The following is a 21,423-nucleotide window of genomic DNA, read 5'->3' as shown; positions in this document are numbered from 1 at the left end:
GTGTAGGGTAGGCAGCAGTCTTTCAAGGAGCTTGTCATGGATACGATCACTGCGCTTTCTGCCCGTTTGGGTGAGCACTTGCGGCGTTTCAATGCCCAGGTGACCACCGCCGAATCCTGTACCGGGGGTGGCATCGCCGAAGCGATTACGCGGATCCCGGGCAGTTCCGCCTGGTTCGAAGCCGGCTATGTAACGTATTCCAACCGCCAGAAGACTCGACAGTTGTCAGTGCCTGAAATTCTTTTTGCTCAAGTTGGCGCCGTTAGCCAAGAAGTGGTCGAAGCCATGGTCCGTGGCGCCCGGGCCGCCAGTGGCGCACGCTTTGCCGTGGCGGTCAGTGGTGTGGCCGGGCCAGACGGTGGTTCGCCGGCAAAGCCGGTAGGTACCGTGTGGCTGGCCTGGGCCGATGGCGAGCGCGTGAGCAGTGAGCGCCGGCACTTCGATGGCGACCGCGACGAGGTACGCCGACAAACGGTAATCGCCGCGCTAGAGGGCTTGTTACAGCTTGGTGCAGAGTAAATCGCACTTCGGGGGTAGGCGGGAAGAAAACCCTGTGGAATAATACTGGCTACTTATACAGGTGTTCAGGCCGTCAGGCCCTATCGATTACGTGAGGACTTCAATGGACGACAACAAGAAGCGCGCCTTGGCTGCGGCCCTGGGGCAAATCGAGCGTCAATTCGGTAAAGGCGCGGTCATGCGCATGGGCGACCACGAGCGCCAAGCTATTCCGGCCATTTCCACCGGCTCCCTGGGCCTGGATATTGCCCTGGGCATTGGCGGTCTGCCAAAAGGTCGTATCGTCGAAATCTACGGTCCTGAGTCGTCGGGTAAAACCACGCTGACCCTGTCGGTTATCGCCCAGGCCCAAAAAATGGGGGCTACCTGTGCGTTCGTCGACGCCGAACACGCGCTCGACCCTGAGTACGCAGGCAAGCTGGGTGTCAATGTTGACGACCTGTTGGTCTCGCAGCCAGACACTGGCGAACAAGCCCTGGAAATCACCGACATGCTGGTGCGCTCCAACGCTGTCGACGTGATCATTGTCGACTCCGTAGCTGCGCTGGTACCCAAAGCTGAAATTGAAGGCGAAATGGGTGACATGCATGTGGGCCTGCAAGCTCGCTTGATGTCCCAGGCGCTGCGTAAAATCACCGGTAACATCAAGAACGCCAACTGCCTGGTTATCTTCATCAACCAGATTCGTATGAAAATCGGCGTGATGTTCGGCAGCCCGGAAACCACCACCGGTGGTAACGCGCTGAAGTTCTACGCTTCGGTCCGTCTGGACATCCGTCGTACTGGCGCGGTGAAGGAAGGTGACGAAGTCGTCGGTAGCGAAACCCGCGTCAAGATCGTCAAGAACAAGGTGGCACCTCCTTTCCGTCAGGCTGAATTCCAGATTCTCTACGGCAAGGGTATCTACCGCAACGGCGAGATCATCGACCTTGGCGTACTGCATGGTTTCCTGGAAAAAGCCGGCGCCTGGTATAGCTATCAGGGCAGCAAGATTGGTCAGGGCAAGGCCAACTCGGCCAAGTTCCTCCAGGACAATCCGGAAATCGCAGCCACCCTCGAGAAGCAGATTCGCGACAAGCTGCTGAACCCAGGTGCTGTTGAGGCTGCAGGCAAAGCTGCTGCGGTTAACGCCGAGCCTGAAGACGAAGCTGAAACTGAAGTTGGTTGATTTGTCTCCATGTCCGTTGTACTCGACACCCCCGTCGCCGTAAGGCGGACAGCCATGGACCTGCTCGCGCGTCGCGAGCATGGTCGAGTCGAGCTGACGCGCAAGTTGCGTCAGCGCGGCGCTCCCCCCGAATTGATTGATCAGGAGCTCGACCGTTTGACGGAAGAGGGCCTGCTCAGCGAAGCCCGCTACCTGGAAAGCTTTATCAGCTATCGCTCGCGATCTGGTTACGGTCCTGCACGCATTCGCGAAGAACTCAGCCAGCGCGGCCTGCAACGTGGCGACATCGACCAGGCCCTGCGCGAGAGCGGAGTGGACTGGGCGGGGCTGTTACAAGATACCTGGCAGCGAAAATTTTCCGGTCAGTTACCCAGCGACCCGCGTAGCCGTGCACAGCAAACCCGCTTTCTGGTCTACCGTGGTTTTTCCATGGAGATGGTCGGCCGCTTGTTGAGCGGCCGAGGTCTGGACGACTAGACGTGCACGCGCCTAAGTAACTTTGAGCGCTTCGCGGGCCCGTTGCGTCGTGTGCATGGGTTCGGGTTTGGCCCAGTTTTCCGACAGGTTGATAAAGTCCACCAGTTCGCGCAGGCGTCCCTGGTCACGGCCATTGAAGGCGAAGGAAAGCCGTGTCAAGTGACTGAACCTGGCTTCATCGTGGTGTTCTCCCGCGTAGGCGTGCTGGTGGTACTGGCCGCTCAGGCGCAGGTCGGCAAAGCCTTCTTGCAGATCGAACAGCGCACCCTCGTTAAGAGGATGGTGCATGCGAATCACAAACTGGTTTTTCAGCCAGCGACTGGAATGGTAGTTGCTGTAGAACTGATTGATTTCCTCTACAGCTTCCTCGGCACTCTGTACCAGGCGCAGCAGCTTCAGGTCGCTAGGTAGGATGTAGCGGTTTTCTTCCAACTGCCGGCTGATGAAGTTCAGGGCATCCTGCCAGAAGTTGCCGCCTGGCGAGTCCAGAAGCACCACAGGCACCAACGGGCTCTTGCCGGTCTGGATCAGGGTGAGCACTTCCAGCGCTTCGTCCAATGTGCCAAAGCCACCTGGGCAAAGTACCAGGGCATCGGCCTCCTTGACGAAGAACAGCTTGCGGATAAAAAAGAAATGGAATGGCAGCAGTTTGTCAGTGCCGTCCACGGTGGCATTGGCGTGCTGTTCGAACGGCAGCGTGATGTTGAAGCCCAGGCTATTATCGACCCCTGCGCCTTCGTGGGCAGCGGCCATGATGCCGCCGCCAGCACCGGTAATGACCATCAGGTTCGAACGGGCAAGGGCTGCGCCCAGTTCCCTGGCCAGTGCATACATGGGGTGTTCGATGGGAGTACGGGCGGAGCCGAACACGGTGACCTTGCGCTTGCCCTTGTACTGTTCAAGGGTGCGGAAGGCGTGGTCCAGCTCGCGTAGCGCTTGCAGGGTGATCTTGGCATTCCAGCGGTTACTGTCGTCCTGGGCCATACGCAGGACGGTCAGCATCATGTCGCGGTACAGCGGCAGGTTGGGGCTATTCGGTGCAACCAGGTTCAGTTGTTCTTCCAGCTTGCTCAGATCGATTCCATTGCTTTTGAAATGACTGTAAAGCAGCTCATTCGGATGGTACGGCATTCAGCGTCTCCTTCTGCAGCAAAACCTCTGACCGGCCCCATTGTAGGGCTTCCGGCCGCGACACTGCATGTGTCGCTGGCTGCTGTGGCTCGAGTGTGCATCTCGAGCATTGCAGTAGACCTGCAAGGTCTCATTGCAGTAATGATGGGCTCTTTGTTGTTGTCGCTCGGCAATGCTGATGCAAGGCCTGGGCAGGCATCCCCCGGTGCTAGCCCCTGAACGGGCGGGCGCTTGCTATCAATTTAGACCCTGGCAGGGTTTTATGCAGAAAGGTTCGCTGTCGAGTTGTGCAGTAGCACTGCGCACCGCTCGTCAGTCGAGGATCTGCAGAGGCAAGGGAATGGTTAACTGGAAATCTGAATAGTTGTCGCGGTGCAGGGAGGCTGTCACATGCAACGGCTGAATCTGGAGCTCGATGCGCAATTGTTTGAGCAACTCGAGCGTTCGGCTCAGGACAACAATCTGAGCCTTGAAGAAGAGTGTCTGCGTCGTCTTGGGGGAGGAGAGCGACACTCACGTTACGTCCAGGCCCTGGTGGCTGAACTGCGCGCCGACGAAAAGCAACGGCGCGACAGTGAAGAAGAGGTGGTCTAGGGGTTTGAGGCTACTTGGTTACTTTCAGGCCGCAGCTTGCAGCATCAAAGGCCTGTTCACCGACCAGGCGATTGGTTTTGTACTCGGTGAAGCGATAGGTCAGCACCGCGCCTTTGGCCAGCAACTGGCGGAAGCCGGTGTTCTTGCAAACGCTGTCGCCCAGTTGGCTGCGCACCGTGTTCGGATCAGCCTGCATTTTTTCGGCATGGCTGGCGCGCACGCTCAGGTGGTTGATCAATTGCTTGCCTTCGACGGTATAACCTTGGTCGAGGATGTCTTCGTTGATCGCCCGCGGTGTGCCCACGCTGCTTTGGGTGGCAACTTTCTGCAGCATCTTGCTCAGTTCGTATTCCTGCTTGGAGGCGGCATTGGCAGCCAGGGGCAGGGCGAACAGTAGGCTCAGAGTCGGGGCGATGAAACGCAGCATGAATTTCTCCTGATTCGGTAACTGGCGATTTGACCGGCAACTGCGCACGGCGTTCCCTCAAGTGCGAAGTCGTGGTGCCAGTGGGTAGCGGCAGGGTGGGGATTATAAGGAGTCGCCGCTTAAGCTGCACGGCAAATACCGTCAGCCAATAGGGAAGCTCTGATAAACTGCACGGGTTTTCCTGTCTTGCCGAGTCCGCGCAGTGCCATCCCTTAATTGCCTACATAGTCTGCTGCCATGAGCCACGCCGTATCGCGCCTGCGCGCCGAACGCCTGGCGCGCAGTGTAAAACCTTTCGTTGCTCGTGGATCGCGGGCGCCACGCTGCCCGCAGTGTCGCGTCATTTTCAGTCACTGCCTATGTGCCTGGCGGCCGCAGTTGCCGTCCGACTCAGCCATGTGTCTGCTGATGCACGACACCGAGCCATTGAAACCGAGCAATACCGGCTGGCTGATTGCTGACCTGATCGCTGATACCTCGGCATTTGGCTGGCAACGTACTTCGGTTGATGAGGCCCTGTTGGCATTGCTGGATCAACCGCATTGGCAGCCTTACATCGTCTTTCCGGGGGAGTTTGTCGTGCCGCAAAGGGTGGTCAACGAGGTGGTCCGCGAGCCGGGTAAACGGCCGCTGTTCATTCTGTTGGATGCAACCTGGACCGAAGCCCGCAAAATGTTTCGCAAAAGCCCTTACCTCGATCGCTTCCCAGTACTGAGCCTGCAGCCGGAGCAGCTCTCGCGTTATCGTCTGCGTCGCTCCAAGCGTGACGACCATCTCTGTACCGCAGAAGTTGCGGCCTTGTGCCTTGACCTGGCGGGTGACCAACGCGCCTCCGAGGCGCTGGATGCTTATCTGGATGTATTCAGTACGCACTACCTCAGTGCCAAGCACCAAAGGCCGATTGACGAGCAGGACGCAGTACACCAGCGTTTGCATACCTTCCTATAGTACAAGGGGCAGGCACTGCACATTGCGTCATAATGGACGGGCTGGCGACCATTGCCTGCCTGCCCTGACCGGGCAATCAGCTTGACCACCCGGTTCTGGCTCGGCATTCTTGGCGCCGATTCGGGCATAGACAAGGCTTGAAACACTGCAATTCCTGGCCTTGAAGTGCCTTTTGGGTGCGCGGCAGTGCCGCCAATACCTTGAGTTGCCCGCCAGGCGCCTATTCTTCCTCCCTGCGCCTGCACAGAACAGGATCATTAGATCGATGGCCACGTACGAAATCCTGATTGCCGATGACCACCCGCTGTTTCGCAGTGCCCTGCGTCAAGCCGTAACCTTGGGCCTTGGGCCCGATGTTCGCCTGGTAGAAGTGGCAAGTATTGCCGAGCTTGAAACCCGTCTCGCTGAAAAGTCCGACTGGGACTTGGTGCTGCTCGATCTCAACATGCCGGGAGCCTACGGTTTCTCAGGCCTGGTTTTGCTGCGTGGACAATATCCACAGATTCCCGTGGTGATGGTTTCGGCTCAGGAAGAAGCCGCAGTGGTGGTGAAGTCGCGTGAATTCGGCGCCAGTGGCTTCATTCCTAAATCAAGTTCGCTGGAAGTCATTCAGGAAGCGGTGAAGAAGGTCCTCGATGGTGACATTTGGTGGCCGCCACAAGCGTTTGAAAAAGTCGATGTGTCGCCGGAGGCCAAAGCTGCCAGTGAGGGGCTGGCCAGCCTTACACCACAGCAGTTCAGGGTGCTGACCATGGTCTGCGAAGGTTTGCTGAACAAGCAGATCGCCTATGAACTGAGTGTGTCGGAAGCAACCATCAAGGCTCACGTAACGGCGATCTTCCGTAAACTCGGTGTACGTACCCGAACCCAGGCTGCGTTGCTGCTGCAACAGCTTGAATCGGTTTCGTCGAGCTGACGTCCCGATCTTCACGCTTTTTTGACTCAACTTGCATTAGGCTGCGCGCATTTTTTCAGTGGATGAAGTGACCTTCTATGTCATCGCCTTTCAAGGGTCAGACCGGCCTCAAACGTATTTTCAACGCTGCCGGCTATTCGTTCGACGGTCTGCGCGCAGCCTTTACCGGCGAGGCGGCTTTCCGCCAGTTGGTGCTGCTCAATGTAATATTGGTTCCGATAGCGTTCTGGCTGGACGTCAGTCGCGCCGAACGGGCGATTCTTATCGCCGTGTGCCTGTTAGGCCTGATCGTTGAATTGCTGAACTCCGCTATCGAGGCGGCAATCGATCGGATCTCCCTGGACCGCCACCCCCTGTCGAAAAACGCCAAGGATATGGGCAGCGCCGCTCAGCTCGTGGCCATGTCGATGGTGGGACTGATCTGGGCGGTCATCCTGCTCTAGGCAATGTTGGGCAAGACGATTTCGTCACTGCGCTGCACACCGGCGGTAAAGCTGCGGCATAGCTCAAGAAACTCTCGCATGGCAGAGGTTTGATACTTCTGCTTGTGCCAGATGAAGTAGAACTGCCGAGCCAAGTCCAGTTCTGGGGTTTCCACCGCTACGAGGCTACCGCGACGAAAAGCGTCGCGTAACGCCAGACGCGAAATGCAGCCGATACCCAGTCCCGATTCCACCGCACGCTTGATGGCTTCGGTATGTTCAAGTTCCAGGCGGATGTTCAGGCTGGAGCGATGGTGACGCATGCCCTGATCGAAGGTCAGGCGGGTACCGGAGCCCTGTTCACGCAAGATCCAGGCTTCGTGGGTCAACTGTTCCAGGCTAGCCTGGCCGCGGCTCGCCAGCGGATGCTGCGGCGCGCAAAACACCACCAGTTCGTCCTCCACCCAAGGCTGAACTTCTATATCGGGATGGTTGCAGTCGCCCTCGATTAGACCCAGATCAATTTCATAATGGGCAACTTGTTGCACAATATGCGCAGTGTTTTGTACGTGCAGCTTTACCTGGCTTTCCGGGTGAACCTGCATGAAGCTGCCGATCAGCAAGGTGGCCAGGTAGTTACCGATGGTCAAGGTAGCGCCGACTGCCAGGGAGCCGAAGCCAGACTTGCCGTTGAACAAGTCTTCTATTTCTTTGGCCTGATCGAGCAGTGCCACAGCCTGTGGCAACAGTTGCTGGCCGAGAGCATTGAGGCTCAACCGTTTACCGGCGCGGTCAAATAGCTTGCAGCTGGACTGGCGCTCAAGCTCGGTGATCGAAGTACTGGCGGCCGACTGCGATAACGCCAGAATTCCTGCGGCTCGCGAGACGCTTTGGTACTGGGCTACGGCGACGAACACTTGGAGCTGACGAAGCGTAAATCGCATATCTATATAACCGATAAGACATATCTTGATAATTCAGTTAACAGATATTGTCGCTCGCACTAAACTATCGCGCAATCGCGCTCTAGGTTAGCGCTGCGTTTTATTTCAGGAGCCCGTACATGAGCAACATGAACCACGAACGTGTCCTCAGTGTTCATCACTGGAACGACACCCTGTTCAGCTTCAAGTGCACCCGCGATCCGGGTTTGCGCTTCGAGAACGGTCAGTTCGTGATGATCGGCCTGCAACAGCCCAACGGCCGCCCGCTCATGCGCGCCTACTCGATCGCCAGCCCGAACTGGGAAGAGCATCTGGAGTTCTTCAGCATCAAGGTGCAAGACGGCCCGCTGACCTCGCAGTTGCAACACCTGAAGGAAGGCGATGAGATCATCATCAGCAAGAAGCCTACTGGTACCCTGGTGCTGGACGACCTGAACCCGGGCAAGCACCTGTACCTGCTGAGCACCGGTACTGGCCTGGCGCCGTTCATGAGTGTCATCCAGGATCCGGAGACCTACGAGCGCTTTGAAAAAGTGATCCTCGTTCACGGTGTTCGTTACGTTAACGAAGTGGCTTACCGCGAGTTCATCACTGAGCACTTGCCTCAGAACGAATTCTTCGGCGAAGCACTGCGTGACAAACTCATCTACTACCCAACCGTTACGCGCGAGCCGTTCGAGAACCAGGGTCGCCTGACTGACTTGATGCGCAGTGGCAAACTGTTCAGTGATATTGGTTTGCCGCCAATCAATCCTCAGGATGACCGTGCGATGATCTGCGGTAGCCCAAGCATGCTGGATGAAACCAGTGAAGTGCTCGACAGCTTCGGTTTGAAGATCTCGGCGCGTATGCGTGAGCCGGGTGACTATCTGATCGAGCGTGCATTCGTCGAGAAATAAGCAGCGCTAGAACCAAAAAAACCGGCCAATAGAGCCGGTTTTTTCATGTCTGCAGAGGCGGGCTCGCCTCGCGATTGTCATCGTCCCGCAGGGCAAGCCTGCGTCTACGCTGATATTTTCATCGATCCAGAACTACTTCCAGCACGCGAATCTCGTCCGCCTGCGGATAGTGCCAGCGCACCTGCACGTCCCAGAATTTCACTCCGTAGACGCGTTCGGGTGGTGGCATCTGGTAGGCCGGGCGCGGGTCTTGGGCCAGGCATTGTTCAATCAGTTCCACCAACGGCTCGGCAAGGCGCAAGGCGTGCTCGTGGGCCTGGGGCAGGGCGGTCTCGCTCCAGGCGACCGCGATCGATGCGGGGGGCGCACTGGCCATCTGGTTGGTCGCACCGCTGACCGCATCGGCATAGGGTACGTAGGGCTTGATGTCGAGCACCGGGGTGCCGTCGAGCAGGTCGATGCCTGACAGCGTCAGACGTCCGGCTTCCACCTTCTCCAGGCGCACTACCGACTGGCCGATGCCATTGGGTCGATGTGTCGCCCGGGTGGCAAACACGCCCATTGAGGTGTTGCCGCCCAGGCGCGGCGGGCGCACCTTGAGTCGTGGCTTGTCTTCAAGTGCCTGATGAAACAGGAACAACAGCCAGACATGGCTGACCTGCTCCAGTCCGGCTACCGCATCGCCACTGTTGAAGGGGGGGACTAATTCCAGGACGCCGCGTGCCGCCGGTGCCAGGTGCGGCTGGCGCGGAATGGCGAACTTTTCCTTGAAGCAGGAGCGGACGAAACCGATCGGTGCGACGCTGTAGCTCATAGATGGCTCAGCCACGCACTCGCAGGGTCAGGCCCTTGAGGAAGTTGCGCAGCAACTGGTCGCCACAGGGACGGTAGTTGTTGTGTCCAACCTTGCGGAACAAGGCGCTGAGCTCTGGCTTGGATACCGGGAAGTCGGCGGCCTTGAGAATTGCATGCAGGTCGTCTTCCTTCAGCTCGAACGCCACCCGCAGCTTTTTCATGATGATGTTGTTGGTCACTGGCAGTTCGACTGGCTGCGCAGGACGACTTTCGTCCTTGCCGCGCTTGAAGATCACCAGGCCATCAAGAAAGTGCGCGATGACCTCGTCAGGGCAGCGTACGAAGCCTTCTTCGTCTTCTTTCTTGAGGTACGAGACGACATCGCCGGTGGCAACTTCCAGGCCGCCGAGCTTGGTGATGTCAGTGAGTTTGGCGTCGTTGACGTCGAGCATATAGCGCAGGCTGCGCAGTACATCGTTGTGAATCATGGTGACAATCCTGTTCGGGGCGCAACCTGATTGGTTGCGCGGTGTTGCTAGAATTTTTCGGTGGCGGCCAGATAGCGCCATTGACCCAGTGGCAGCTTGCTCATGGAAACGCCGCCAAGGCGAATCCGCCGCATGCTTACCGGGGTGACTCCGACACTGCTGCACAACAGGGCAATCAAGCCGGGCTGCGGGTTCTTCAGCACCATGCGCAGGCGAGTCTCGTTCTGCCAGCTGGCCTTGATCTTCGGCAGTTCCTTGCCTTTCCAGGTGAACCCACGGTTCAGCCGTTCCAGACCGTGAGCTATCATCTCGCCAGTCACTTCAACGACATATTCCTGTTCCAGCTTGCCCAGGTCAGAGTCGAGCTTGCGGGTGATCCGCCAGTCCTGGGTGAACACTTGCAGGCCGCTGGCACCTTGTTGCAGCGGCGCCACGCAGTTCAAACGAGCGAAATGGCCCTTGAGTGGGCGACGGCCCTGACTGTGCTCTTCAGACAAGCTGGCGGCATTGATGCTGCTGCAAGCGCTGTCGACCTCCTGGTCGGCAGGTTGATGGAGCAGCAGGGTGACCGGCTCCAGCGCTTCGGCACGGGCGCCAGTCAGTAGTTCGACTTTATGCTCGGACACCTTGAACTGCGGTTCATCGACCACAACGCCATCGACCGTTACCCAGCCGCCTTCGATATAGAGTTCAGCCTCCCGTCGGGAGCAACCGACCAGTTCGATAAGGCGTTTGGAAAGGCGAATGGGTTCAGACATGACGACAGCCGTAGGCATAGGGGAAGGTGCCTATTGTAACCGCCTGGGCGTGCCCTGGTCCGGCAACATTCGCCCATCGGGCTATTAATCTGCGATTTCGCTTGTTTCAGAAGGCTACGAGGCTGGCTGTCAGCCCAGTTGCGCCTCTTTTGCCTGGATGAGTCTAAGGTGCAGCAAGGGATAGGGTTGGCCCATGCCGTCGGTCTCTGAGCGCCCGATGACCTCGAAACCCTGGCGCAGGTAAAAGCCTAGCGCCTGCGGGTTCTGTTCGTTTACATCAAGCTGGTAGGCATTGAGTTCGTGGATCGCGTATTGCAGCAGACGTTTGCCTACACCTTGGCCGCGACTGTCTGGATCTATGAAGAGCATCTCCACCCGCCCGGCGGCAACACCGGCAAACCCGATGATCCGCTGCTTGGCATCCTTGCAGCAGATGAGCATCACCGCATCCAGGTATTGATCGAGCAACAGCTCGCGCAGCAGGCATATATAGCTGTCCGGCAGGAAATCATGGGTTGCACGTACCGATGCCTCCCACACACGCACCAGCTCCGAGTAGTCGCTCAAACTTGGGGTCTGCACGTTGCTAGGCCTGTACATCGATCCGTTCTCCATGGACAACAGAAACAACGATAGTTGCAAAAAAAAGCCCCGCCAGGGTCGGCAGGGCTATTTTTCAGCAGGTCAGGCCTGCAGGGGTTCGGCCCACATGTCGTACTCATCGGCGTCAGTGACGCGGCAGCGTACGGTGTCGCCTGGCTTGAAGCCGTGGTTGCCGTCGATGAATACGTTACCGTCGATTTCCGGTGCGTCGAAGTAGCTGCGGCCTACCGAGCCTTCCTCCTCGACTTCATCGATCAGAACGTCGATTTCACGGCCGATGCGCAGTTGCAGACGGGCAGTACTGATTGCCTGCTGATGGGCCATGAAACGATCCCAGCGCTCTTGCTTGACCTCATCAGGAACGATATCCAGGCCCAGGTCGTTTGCCGGGGCGCCTTCAACCGGCGAGTACTGGAAGCAGCCTACGCGGTCGAGCTGGGCTTCGGTCAACCAGTCGAGCAGGTACTGGAAGTCTTCTTCGGTTTCACCTGGAAAGCCGACGATGAAGGTCGAGCGGATGATCAACTGCGGGCACTGTTCGCGCCAGCTTTTGATGCGTGCCAAGGTACGGTCTTCAAAAGCCGGACGCTTCATCGACTTGAGCACTTTCGGGCTGGCGTGCTGGAACGGGATATCCAGGTACGGCAGGATCTTGCCAGCCGCCATCAACGGAATGATGTCGTCGACATTCGGGTAGGGGTAAACGTAATGCAGGCGTACCCAGGCGCCCAGGCTGCTCAGTGCCTCGCACAGCTCAAGCATGCGCGTCTTGACCGGCCGACCGTTCCAGAAGTCGGTCTTGTACTTGACGTCGACACCATAGGCGCTAGTGTCCTGGGAAATTACCAGGATCTCCTTGACCCCGGCTTTGACCAGGCGTTCGGCTTCGCTCAGCACTTCACCAACCGGGCGGCTGACCAGCTTGCCACGCATCGACGGGATGATGCAGAAGCTGCAACTGTGGTTGCAGCCTTCGGAAATTTTCAGGTAGGCGTAATGACGGGGTGTCAGTTTGACGCCTTGTGGCGGTACCAGGTCGATCAACGGGTTGTGATCCTGACGCGGCGGCACCACTTCGTGCACGGCGGTAACCACCTGCTCGTACTGTTGTGGACCGGTTACAGCCAACACGCTTGGATGCACATCGCGGATGCTGCCTTCCTCGACACCCATGCAACCGGTGACGATGACCTTGCCGTTTTCCTTGATGGCTTCGCCGATCACTTCAAGGGATTCGGCCTTGGCGCTGTCGATGAAGCCGCAGGTGTTGACCACCACTACATCGGCGTCCTGGTAGGTCGGCACGACTTCATAGCCTTCCATGCGCAGTTGGGTCAGGATGCGCTCGGAATCGACCAGGGCCTTGGGGCAACCCAGAGATACGAAGCCGACCTTAGGCGTGGTTGGCGTAGGAGTGGTGGACATGACTAACCTCGGTGTAATGGGGACAGTCGTGCCACAAGCGCGCTGTCCTGGATGGGCGCTGGCAGCGCCTCTGATCAAAAAGTGCGCAATTCTAGCGGGCGCAAAGTCACTTGACCAGCAGAAAAGCGACGAACGCTAAGCTATGCTTCGCCCCAGCATGCCTGTGTTTGCATAGGGCCTGGCTAGCGATGGCGGCAGGGTGGCAATCATTTTAGCGTTCTACCAACTCATAGGCCTCGGTTGCGGGAGTGATGGATGGTTCAGGCAAGCGATCAGGCTGATTCCGGGCATTCGGCGGCGAAGCCGCTGAGCTTGTTGGTGGCGGCAGTAGGTGTGGTTTACGGCGACATTGGTACCAGTCCTCTTTATACCCTCAAGGAAGTGTTTTCCGGTGACTATGGGGTGCCGGTCAACCATGACGGCGTACTGGGCATTCTGGCGCTGATCCTTTGGTCGCTGATCTGGGTGGTTTCGCTCAAGTATGTGGTGTTCATCCTGCGCGCCGACAACCAGGGCGAGGGCGGCATCATGGCCCTGACCGCGCTGGCTCGCCGGGCCTCGGCGCCGTATCCCAAGCTGCGTACGCTGATGGTTGGCTGCGGCCTCATTGGCGCTGCGCTGTTTTATGGCGACAGCATGATCACCCCGGCCATTTCGGTGTTGTCGGCAGTGGAGGGCATGCAACTGGCCTTCGACGGTATCGACCATTGGGTGGTGCCTGTGGCGTTGGTGGTTCTGGTTGCGCTGTTTCTGATCCAGAAACACGGCACGGCGCGAATCGGCATTCTGTTCGGGCCGGTGATGGTCGTTTGGTTTGTCGTCCTGGCAGCGTTGGGCGTGCATGGTATTTCCCAAAGCCCCGAAGTGCTCAAGGCATTCAACCCGATCTGGGCGGTGCGGTTCTTCATTGTGCACCCTGGGATGGGCGTCGCCATTCTAGGCGCTGTGGTGCTGGCCTTGACCGGTGCCGAGGCGCTTTACGCCGACATGGGCCATTTCGGCCGTAAACCCATAGCCCGGGCGTGGTTCATCCTGGTGTTGCCAGCGCTTGTGCTCAATTACTTTGGCCAGGGGGCGATGTTGCTGCAGAGCCCCGAGGCTGCGCGTAACCCCTTTTATCTGCTGGCGCCGGGTTGGGCGTTGATCCCCTTGGTCGGCCTGTCCACCCTGGCGACGGTGATCGCTTCCCAGGCGGTGATATCAGGGGCCTTCTCCCTGACGCGCCAGGCCATTCAACTGGGCTATGCGCCGCGCATGCAGATTCAGCACACCTCTAGTGACGAGCAGGGGCAGATCTACATTGGCACTGTGAACTGGGCGTTGATGGTGGGGGTAATCCTGTTGGTGATCGGGTTCGAATCTTCGGATGCGCTGGCATCAGCCTACGGCGTGGCGGTTACCGGGACCATGTTGATGACCACGTTGTTGGTATCCACTGTCATGCTGTTGCTGTGGAAGTGGCCCCCCGTGCTGGCGGTGCCGGTGCTTCTCGGCTTTTTGTTTGTCGATGGCCTGTTCTTCGCCGCCAACGTGCCCAAGGTTGTGCAAGGCGGTGCTTTTCCGGTTCTGGCGGGGATTGCTCTGTTCGTCCTGATGACCACCTGGAAGCGCGGCAAGCAGATCCTTGTCGAGCGCCTGGATGAGGGTAGCTTGCCGTTGCCCCTGTTTATCAGCAGCATTCGCGTGCAGCCACCGCACCGGGTTGAAGGCACCGCAGTGTTTCTGACGGCCCGGCCGGATGCAGTGCCTCATGCGTTGCTGCACAACATGTTGCACAACCAGGTGCTGCATAACCAGGTGGTGCTGTTGACCGTCGTCAGCGAGGACACGCCGAGGGTGCCAGCGCAGCAACAGTTTGAGGTCGAGGCCTATGGAGAAGGTTTTTACCGAGTCTTGCTGCACTTTGGCTTCATGGACGAGCCGGACGTCCCCGCCGCGCTCAAGCTGTGCCACCTTGAAGGCCTTGATTTCAGCCCGATGCGAACCACCTACTTCCTCAGTCGCGAGACGGTGATTCCCTCTCGGCTGGTAGGCATGAGCCGATGGCGGGCCATGCTCTTTGCGTTTTTGTTGAAGAACGCCAACGGCAACCTGCGCTTCTTTAACCTGCCGTTGAACCGAGTGATCGAGCTGGGCACCCAGGTCGAAATCTAGGAACGGGCAGCTGCGCGCCAAGGCGCGCATCAATTCTGTTCGGCGACGCTGGTTTTGCCCTGGCGGTTCTCGATGTCGCCGATAAGGCGTTTGGCCAGTGCTGGGTAATTCTCGTCAAAATGATGCCCGCCTGGAAGTTTCAGGCGTTCACCAACGGCGGTGTGCTCGGTGCAGCCACTTTCATCGGCTTCTTCTTCACCGTAGATACACACCACTTTGGCGGCCGGCAACTTGGCCATTTCCGGGCCGGTAGGGGCCTCTTTGCCGGCATTGCCCAGCCAGCCCTCGACTTCGATCTCGAAACTGCCACTGCGGGCGAAGGCCAAAAGGATGACTGCATCGATTCGTTTCTGGTCTTCGGCTGGAAGGCGGTTGTAGATAGCAGGCAGCACATCGGCTCCGAAGGAGTAGCCCGTGAGGACAAAGCGCTTGGTGCCCCATTTCTGGCGGTAGTGCTGCATCAGCTCCGACAGGTCGATGGCGCTTTGTTCGGGCGTCTTGTGTTGCCAGTAGTAGCGCAGGGTATCGATGCCGACCACTGGATAGCCAAGCTTGGCCATCTCGCCAGCTACATCGCGATCCAGGTCGCGCCAACCACCGTCACCCGACAGAAACAGGGTTACCGTGTCGGTGGTCTGGCCGGCCGGAACTTCAACTACCGGGATGCTCATGGCATTGCCTTCCTCGCCCACCAGCGCTTGGGTCAGTTGCGCCTTGAGCACTTGCGGCAAGTGGATGTCGTAATCGCTGATGCTGGTTTCGGCGTTCGGCTGGTCGCGTACAAAAGCTGCGCTGGCGTCATCCGGGTTGTCGTTCCAGGCCACGCTCCAATGGCCGTGGGCGGCCGACTTGGGCAGCGGTGTGGCGCAGCTGGGGCGTTCGATACTGAAATCCACCGAGATGGCCTGGACCTTGTCATCGGTCTGTGTCGCGAGCCAGTCCCATGCTTGGGTGGCGCCTGGGCCGATACCTGCGACCAGCGTCGCGGGGCCCTGCAGGTGTTGCAGTGCTTGCTTGACAGCAGCCTGTTGCACGCTGCAGTCCCCGGGCGGCAGGATGACCTGGACCAGTTGCGCTTCCCCGCTCTGGCTCAAGTTCAACAATTGTTTGTCGGTCAAGGATTGGTCCTGGGCAACTGCGACAACCACGCGGGCTTTGGGGGGGGTGCCGGGGGTGGCTCGGGTCAGGCTGCTGCCATCGCCCAGCGTCAGATGCTCCAGGCGGGGTTCGGGGGCAGGGCGATTCCACAGCCAAAAGCCCAATGCGGCGGTGAACAAACCCAGTAGCAGCGTTGCCACAATATGCAGCCAATAGCGTCGAATCATCAGCGTTTCACCAAACCAGTCAGGCCGCCAGCGATCAGGGCGGCAGTGTCAGCCAGTGCCACCAACGGATCGAGTCCGGCGGGCACGGCCATGTATCGGGGCTCCCAGTCAGGCTGGAACTTGTCCTTGAAACGCCGCAGCCCCTGGAAGTTGTACAACTGCTCGCCTCGCTGGAACACCATCGAACCCAGACGTTGGGTCAACGGTGCGCCACGGCGAGGTTGCAGGCCAGCAAGTGGCACCATGCCCAGGCTGAAACGGCTGTAAGCCTGATGCTTATAGTGCTGGATCAGGCCGATCATCATGAACTCCATGGTCAGCTTCGGTGCTTGCGGATGAGCGCGCATCAGGTCAATGCTGGCAAGCTCGCGGCTATGGGTTTCCAGTAAGTTGGCAAACGCCACCGGACGGCCTTCGAAGCGGATCAAGGCGATGCGAAAATGGTGCAGGTATTCGGGGCTGAAACGGCCCAGGGAGAAGCCCTTTTCGCGCACGTTCTTGCCGCTAAGCCAAGCATCGGAAATCACTTTCAGCTCTTCGAGTGGCGCTTGCCCTGGTTCGTGGATTTCCAGGGTCAGGCCATCGCGCCCGCCACGATTCCAGGTGTAGCGCAGGTCCTTCATTTCTTTGCCTTTGGCGTCCAGATCAAAGCGATCCAGATCGACGCGAGCCTCTTCACCCAGCTTGATGGCAGTCAGGCCAATGTCCATATAGAAAGGCAGATTCTCGGCGCGCACCTGGTAAAAGACTGGGCGGGCATGGTGCACATCACACAGGTCGCGAAATTGCCAGATCATCTCGGCACGCTTGTGCGCCGGCCCGATGGGGTCATACAGGGCTACCAGGCTACGACCACGTTGAGCATACATAAGGAACGCATCATCATCGGGATGGAACAGCAGTGCCTTGTCGCCGGTCAGCGCCAAGCCTCCATCTGGCTGGTCCGATGCCTGCAATATGCGATTGGCGCGCTGCAGTTCTTCCTCATTAGGCAAATGAATCACCGGGCGTGCGGTGCGAAGTAGCCAGGTCAGCGCGAACGCCACCAACAGTACCGCGCTACCTAGCGCCGAGCGCAGTCCTCGAGGGGCATCGGCGTCCAGCGTGAATTGCCACCATAACTGGTGGCTATAGGGCACGTCCTGGTAGGCGAACAGCAATAGCCAGATCGATGCACCCAGCACGCAGGTGCTGGCTGCCAGGTAAACCGGAGAAAAAGGCAGTTCCAGCAAGCGGCTGGGCCGGTAGAAAGCGCGGCGGAACAGCGCCAGTAGGCAGGCAGTGAAGGTCAGGATACTGGCCTCTTCCCAGTCAAAACCTTTGAGCAACGAGAGCAGGGCGCCGACCAGCAACAGAATGGTGGTCAGCATCCAGGCCGCGGAGAGACGGCGGCGCAAGCCTTGAGCCAACAGCAGGCACAGTACGCCAATCAGGCTGGCGCCAAAATGCGAAGCGTCGATCAGGCGATGGGGAATGAGAAAGCCCAGGTGCTGGAGACGTTCGTCGATCTCCGGTGTCGCGCCGGAAAACAGCAGCACTACACCGGAAAGAAATACCAGTACAGCGAGCACTGGAGCGGCAAGTCCTGATGCCACCTTGATTGCCTGGCTGGCGACTTTGTATCGACGCGCCTCACTGAACAGCAGCACGGCGCAGGCAAGCAGCAACGGCAATACCACATAGATCAGGCGATATAGCAGCAGCGCAGCAGCCAGAGGCGCGGCACCCAGTTGATCGGCGAACGCTGCCAGAAGAATTGCCTCGAATACCCCGACACCACCTGGCACATGACTCAGCACCCCGGCAGCCAGCGCCAGTAGGTACACCAGCAGGAAGGCGCCAAAGGGCGGCGCCTCGGGCAGCAGCAAGTACAGCACGGTCGCTGCGGCAGCGACATCCAGTGCAGTAATCAGCACTTGTAGAAGTGTCAGGCGGGCACCCGGCAAACGCAGGGTGCGACGACCCACCCTGACCAGCAAATTGTCAGCATGAGGCTGTTCTGGCAGGCGTCGACGGTACAGCCCGTAGACCATCAGCATGGCCAGGCCTAGTACTGCCAATGCAATACCGGCTAGCAGTGTTGATGAGAGGCGCAGGGCGGATGCGGCCGCAGGCAGATTGCTCAGTGTCGCCAGAGCAGCCAGCGGCGGCAGCGCACATCCCAACGACAAGCTGGCGAACAGGGTCATACGCGCGACTTCGGTAGCACTGACACCCTGACGGACATAAAGTCGGTAGCGCACTGATCCACCGGAAAGCAGCGACAGGCCTATGGCATTGCCAATGGCAAAGGCGCTGAAGCCCCCCATGATCAGCGTACGCGCCGGTAGCTGTACGCCGGCATAGCGACTGGCAGACCATTCGTACCCCAGCAGGATGATGAAACCGACAGCAGTCGCCAGTAGGGCTCCGGCAAGCGAAGAAGGCGGAACGCTCAGTAACGAATCATGCAGTGCATAGATATCCAGCTCGCTCAGCAGGTGGCGGCAGGCGATCAAGGCAATGGTGAATAGCAATAGTGTCAAAGCCAGGCCGATGGCTTGGCGATAACGGCTAAAGCGGTCGAGCCAACGCAACTGGCGTTTGGCATTGGGCAAGGTTGCGGTAACAGGCGCTTCTGTCTCGGATATCTGGCTGCGCATCAAATACCTCGTGGGTGGTGCACGCCAGGACGAACGTATTCAGCCAAGGTACCAATCCCTATGGAAAGTAGTGACGGCTATGATCGGGCCGCTGCCTTCCTTGAGGATAGTTAAAGAAAATTTATGTTGCCGCGTGGAGGGGAGGGCGGAGATGAGAGGCGAATCGCAGATGCAAAAAAGGCCACTTTATTCAAAGTGGCCTTTTCTGTTGTTTGGTTGCGGGAGCCGGATTTGAACCGACGACCTTCGGGTTATGAGCCCGACGAGCTACCAGGCTGCTCCATCCCGCGTCTGATGCGGCGAATTCTACAGCCTTTGAGAAAGCTGTCAATGCTTAATTATTGATTTTCAATAAATTTATGTGCCAACACTTTATTTCGGACAAAGAAAAAGGCCACTCCGAAGAGTGGCCTTTCCTGAATCTGGTTGCGGGAGCCGGATTTGAACCGACGACCTTCGGGTTATGAGCCCGACGAGCTACCAGGCTGCTCCATCCCGCGCCTGTGAGGTGAATTCTACAGTTATGCGCCAGGGTGTCAAGCACTCATTTTGAGAAAACCTTTTTTCTTCAAGCGCTTAGCGGTTGTCTGGAGGATAGCGGGGCTTCTGGTGTGGGGCTGTAGGTTATGCGGGTGTATATTTATCCAGTGCGGATGGTCGTGGCTACCTTGTGGTGAGATACTGCCTACACCTTTATACCCGTGGTTACGGTTGCTGATGTCCCAGCGCAAGATCATCCATATAGATTGCGATTGCTTCTATGCCGCTATTGAAATGCGTGACGATCCACGTCTGTCTGGGCGACCTCTGGCCGTGGGGGGCTCTGCCGAGCGGCGCGGTGTAATTGCAACGTGCAACTATGAGGCGCGAGCGTATGGCGTGCGTTCGGCGATGTCGTCTCGCCATGCACTCAACCTGTGTCCCGACCTGTTGATCGTGAAGCCACGAATGGATGCTTATAAAGAAGCCTCCAGGGAAATTCATACTATCTTTCGTGACTACACCGATCAGATCGAGCCGTTGTCACTGGATGAAGCCTACCTTGATGTTTCGGACAGCTCCTGGTTTGCCGGCAGTGCGACGCGCATTGCCGCTGATATTCGTCGTCGAGTTGCCCAGCAGTTGCATATCACGGTGTCAGCCGGCGTGGCACCGAACAAGTTCCTGGCCAAGATTGCCAGTGATTGGCGCAAACCCAATGGCTTGTTCGTGATCACCCCGGATCAAGTCGAAGCGTTCGTGGCGCAATTGCCAGTCAGCAAGTTGCACGGTGTGGGCAAGGTCACTGCCGATAAGTTGAGTCGCCTGGGCATCAGCAATTGTCTGGATTTGCGCGATTGGAGCCGACTGTCTCTGGCTCGCGAGTTTGGAAGTTTTGGTGAGCGATTGTGGGGGTTGGCGCGCGGCATTGATGATCGGGCAGTCCATAATGACAGTCGCCGTCAGTCGGTCAGTGTTGAAAACACCTACGATGTCGATTTGCCTGATCTGGCCAGCTGTTTAAGCAAATTGCCGGAGCTGATGCAAACCCTGGCCGGGCGTATGCAGCGTATCGACGATAGCTATCGGCCAGGCAAGCCGTTCGTCAAAGTGAAGTTTCACGATTTCACCCAGACGACCTTGGAACAGGCTGGCGCTGGACGAGACCTGGTTAGCTATCAGCAGTTGCTCAGTCAAGCCTTTGCCCGTGGTGGCAAGCCGGTGAGGCTGCTGGGAATCGGCGTGCGCTTGCAGGACTTGCGTGCTGGGCACGAGCAGTTGGAGCTTTTCAGTCGAGATTAAGAAAAAACGCCAGCAAGCTGGCTTTTTTTCAAGGCCCAGGCAATCAATGCACGCCAGGGTCGGCAACCAGACGACCGGCATCCTTGGTCAAAGACTGGAGAAACTCCTGCTGCAGCTCGGGATCGTTGCGGGTGAGCTCGATCAGGCTTTGTTCCAGCTCGCTGGCTTCTTCCTCCAGGCCCAATTCGGACAGGCGCTTGACTCGGTGTACCCACTGACTGACTTCATCGTCCTCAAGGTCGTCGAAAATCAGGTCGTGGGCTTCAACCAGCTTGCTACGCAAGGTGCCGCTGATCAGCAGGCTGGCATCGCCACGTACATCGTTGTCCTCATCGGCGACTTGCAGATGCAGAGTGCCGATATGGGTAAGGTTCTGCTCCGAAAACGGGCTATCGAGCAAATTCAACAGCAGCACGCCGTTGCGGTCGGTAGTCAGCGTGTGGGTGACCTTGCCAGCCTTGACTTCAACCGGACGATCACTCCACGGCAGACTCGCATACTCCTTGCGCTTGTCTTTCTGTACCTCGGTGATCCCGGCAAGATTCTGCTGGGCGCGGCCATTGGACTGGGCGTTCATGAATGGATTGAGACCATCGATGCCGTAGCTGAACCAGTCGCGGGTGACACTGTCGGGCAGATTGCCCAGCGCAAAGATGTTAACCACGTTGGCGCCGACCCCGGCAACCACAGCTACCGCGCCGAGGGGGATCTCGTAGACTTCCCGCCAGGGTTGGTAGGGCGTGTAGCGATCATAACGACGGGTCACTTCAAATTCGGTGACTTCGAAGTTTTTCTGTTCATGAATACGCACACGCCGCTGGGGCAGCTCGAGTACCTTGGGGTCCCCGACATCTATCTGCAGGCTGTGCTCGAGCAGCTTGCGCTCGATGCGTTCCTCGTGCTCGCTGCGCTGGGACATCTGGTTGGCGCAGCCGCTGAGCAACAGGGCGCCGCACAGTGCGGCGCCCCCCAGGGAGTAGGTACTTCGCTTGAACATGATTACTCT

At 58.3% G+C, this 21,423-nt stretch carries 21 protein-coding genes and 2 tRNA genes; 10 read left to right on the top strand and 13 right to left on the bottom strand.

The annotated features are described in order from the left end of the window. Nucleotides 1–36 precede the first annotated feature (36 nt). From D3Z90_RS20780 to recX, 3 genes are all read left to right on the top strand, one after another. Complete coding sequence (locus D3Z90_RS20780) at nt 37–519, top strand: CinA family protein (RefSeq protein WP_136477797.1); 483 nt, start codon at nt 37–39, stop codon at nt 517–519. A gap of 103 nt (nt 520–622) precedes the next feature. Next, on the top strand, nt 623–1,687 hold the full coding sequence (gene recA / locus D3Z90_RS20775) for a recombinase RecA (protein WP_136477796.1): 1,065 nt from the start codon (nt 623–625) through the stop codon (nt 1,685–1,687). A 9-nt stretch (nt 1,688–1,696) separates the two neighbouring features. Beyond that, nucleotides 1,697–2,164, top strand: coding sequence for a recombination regulator RecX (gene recX, locus D3Z90_RS20770; protein ID WP_136477795.1), 468 nt, complete (start codon nt 1,697–1,699; stop codon nt 2,162–2,164). Nucleotides 2,165–2,176: 12 nt separating this feature from the next. On the opposite strand, the gene D3Z90_RS20765 is transcribed toward recX, so the two are convergent. Beyond that, nucleotides 2,177–3,295 (bottom strand): LOG family protein, encoded by a 1,119-nt coding sequence (locus tag D3Z90_RS20765; RefSeq protein ID WP_136477794.1) that lies wholly within the window; start codon nt 3,293–3,295, stop codon nt 2,177–2,179. A gap of 390 nt (nt 3,296–3,685) precedes the next feature. Between D3Z90_RS20765 and D3Z90_RS20760 the strand changes: the two genes are divergently transcribed. After that, a complete protein-coding gene (locus D3Z90_RS20760) occupies nt 3,686–3,889 on the top strand; it encodes a hypothetical protein (protein WP_136477793.1) in 204 nt (67 codons plus the stop codon). A gap of 10 nt (nt 3,890–3,899) precedes the next feature. Here D3Z90_RS20760 and D3Z90_RS20755 read toward each other — a convergent pair whose 3' ends face one another. Beyond that, the gene (locus D3Z90_RS20755; RefSeq protein ID WP_136477792.1) at nt 3,900–4,316 is read right to left on the bottom strand and encodes a quorum-sensing-regulated virulence factor family protein; all 417 of its coding nucleotides are present in this window, start codon (nt 4,314–4,316) and stop codon (nt 3,900–3,902) included. 237 nt (nt 4,317–4,553) lie between these two features. Between D3Z90_RS20755 and D3Z90_RS20750 the strand changes: the two genes are divergently transcribed. From D3Z90_RS20750 to D3Z90_RS20740, 3 genes are all read left to right on the top strand, one after another. Beyond that, nucleotides 4,554–5,264: a tRNA-uridine aminocarboxypropyltransferase gene (locus D3Z90_RS20750; RefSeq protein WP_136477791.1), complete on the top strand. Its 711-nt coding sequence runs from the start codon at nt 4,554–4,556 to the stop codon at nt 5,262–5,264. A 265-nt stretch (nt 5,265–5,529) separates the two neighbouring features. Further along, the gene (erdR, locus tag D3Z90_RS20745; RefSeq protein ID WP_136477790.1) at nt 5,530–6,180 is read left to right on the top strand and encodes a response regulator transcription factor ErdR; all 651 of its coding nucleotides are present in this window, start codon (nt 5,530–5,532) and stop codon (nt 6,178–6,180) included. A 77-nt stretch (nt 6,181–6,257) separates the two neighbouring features. After that, complete coding sequence (locus tag D3Z90_RS20740; RefSeq protein ID WP_136477789.1) at nt 6,258–6,623, top strand: diacylglycerol kinase; 366 nt, start codon at nt 6,258–6,260, stop codon at nt 6,621–6,623. On the opposite strand, the gene D3Z90_RS20735 is transcribed toward D3Z90_RS20740, so the two are convergent. Further along, nucleotides 6,620–7,546, bottom strand: coding sequence for a LysR family transcriptional regulator (locus tag D3Z90_RS20735; RefSeq protein ID WP_168198491.1), 927 nt, complete (start codon nt 7,544–7,546; stop codon nt 6,620–6,622). The two genes, D3Z90_RS20740 and D3Z90_RS20735, sit on opposite strands and share 4 nt — an antisense overlap. 119 nt (nt 7,547–7,665) lie before the next feature. Here D3Z90_RS20735 and fpr point away from each other — a divergent pair, with 119 nt between their 5' ends. Further along, the gene (gene fpr, locus D3Z90_RS20730) at nt 7,666–8,445 is read left to right on the top strand and encodes a ferredoxin-NADP reductase (RefSeq protein ID WP_007908723.1); all 780 of its coding nucleotides are present in this window, start codon (nt 7,666–7,668) and stop codon (nt 8,443–8,445) included. 118 nt (nt 8,446–8,563) lie between these two features. Here fpr and tsaA read toward each other — a convergent pair whose 3' ends face one another. The 5 genes from tsaA to rimO form a co-directional block, all read right to left on the bottom strand. Further along, entirely contained in the window at nt 8,564–9,259 is a 696-nt protein-coding gene (gene tsaA / locus D3Z90_RS20725) for a tRNA (N6-threonylcarbamoyladenosine(37)-N6)-methyltransferase TrmO (RefSeq protein ID WP_136477788.1), read from the bottom strand. Nucleotides 9,260–9,266: 7 nt separating this feature from the next. Then, the gene (locus tag D3Z90_RS20720; protein WP_136477787.1) at nt 9,267–9,728 is read right to left on the bottom strand and encodes a DUF1456 family protein; all 462 of its coding nucleotides are present in this window, start codon (nt 9,726–9,728) and stop codon (nt 9,267–9,269) included. A gap of 47 nt (nt 9,729–9,775) precedes the next feature. Beyond that, a complete protein-coding gene (locus tag D3Z90_RS20715) occupies nt 9,776–10,486 on the bottom strand; it encodes an rRNA pseudouridine synthase (RefSeq protein ID WP_136477786.1) in 711 nt (236 codons plus the stop codon). 129 nt (nt 10,487–10,615) lie between these two features. Next, nucleotides 10,616–11,086, bottom strand: a complete 471-nt coding sequence (locus tag D3Z90_RS20710) for a GNAT family N-acetyltransferase (protein ID WP_136477785.1) — start codon at nt 11,084–11,086, stop codon at nt 10,616–10,618. Between the two features lie 84 nt (nt 11,087–11,170). Further along, nucleotides 11,171–12,514: a 30S ribosomal protein S12 methylthiotransferase RimO gene (gene rimO, locus D3Z90_RS20705; RefSeq protein ID WP_136477784.1), complete on the bottom strand. Its 1,344-nt coding sequence runs from the start codon at nt 12,512–12,514 to the stop codon at nt 11,171–11,173. A gap of 255 nt (nt 12,515–12,769) precedes the next feature. On the opposite strand from rimO, the gene D3Z90_RS20700 reads away from it, so the two are divergent. Beyond that, a complete protein-coding gene (locus tag D3Z90_RS20700; protein WP_136477783.1) occupies nt 12,770–14,668 on the top strand; it encodes a potassium transporter Kup in 1,899 nt (632 codons plus the stop codon). Between the two features lie 29 nt (nt 14,669–14,697). Here the strand turns inward: D3Z90_RS20700 and D3Z90_RS20695 are convergent, their stop codons facing one another. From D3Z90_RS20695 to D3Z90_RS20680, 4 genes are all read right to left on the bottom strand, one after another. Beyond that, nucleotides 14,698–15,993: a virulence factor family protein gene (locus tag D3Z90_RS20695; protein WP_136477782.1), complete on the bottom strand. Its 1,296-nt coding sequence runs from the start codon at nt 15,991–15,993 to the stop codon at nt 14,698–14,700. Next, a complete protein-coding gene (gene mprF, locus D3Z90_RS20690) occupies nt 15,993–18,635 on the bottom strand; it encodes a bifunctional lysylphosphatidylglycerol flippase/synthetase MprF (RefSeq protein ID WP_136477781.1) in 2,643 nt (880 codons plus the stop codon). Before mprF ends, D3Z90_RS20695 begins: the two co-directional genes overlap by 1 nt. Before the next feature lie 213 nt (nt 18,636–18,848). Then, nucleotides 18,849–18,925 (bottom strand) — tRNA-Met (locus D3Z90_RS20685). A 133-nt stretch (nt 18,926–19,058) separates the two neighbouring features. Next, nucleotides 19,059–19,135: transfer RNA gene (locus D3Z90_RS20680), tRNA-Met, on the bottom strand. A 217-nt stretch (nt 19,136–19,352) separates the two neighbouring features. Here D3Z90_RS20680 and dinB point away from each other — a divergent pair. Continuing rightward, on the top strand, nt 19,353–20,417 hold the full coding sequence (gene dinB / locus D3Z90_RS20675) for a DNA polymerase IV (protein ID WP_136477780.1): 1,065 nt from the start codon (nt 19,353–19,355) through the stop codon (nt 20,415–20,417). Between the two features lie 43 nt (nt 20,418–20,460). On the opposite strand, the gene D3Z90_RS20670 is transcribed toward dinB, so the two are convergent. Then, entirely contained in the window at nt 20,461–21,414 is a 954-nt protein-coding gene (locus tag D3Z90_RS20670; protein WP_136477779.1) for a hypothetical protein, read from the bottom strand. Between the last annotated feature and the right edge of the window lie 9 nt (nt 21,415–21,423).

The organism is Pseudomonas sp. DG56-2, assembly GCF_004803755.1.
Classification (GTDB): Bacteria; Pseudomonadota; Gammaproteobacteria; order Pseudomonadales; family Pseudomonadaceae; genus Aquipseudomonas; species Aquipseudomonas auratipiscis.
The sequence above is the reverse complement of the archived record's forward strand: the minus strand, read 5'-3'. Positions and strand labels throughout refer to the sequence as shown.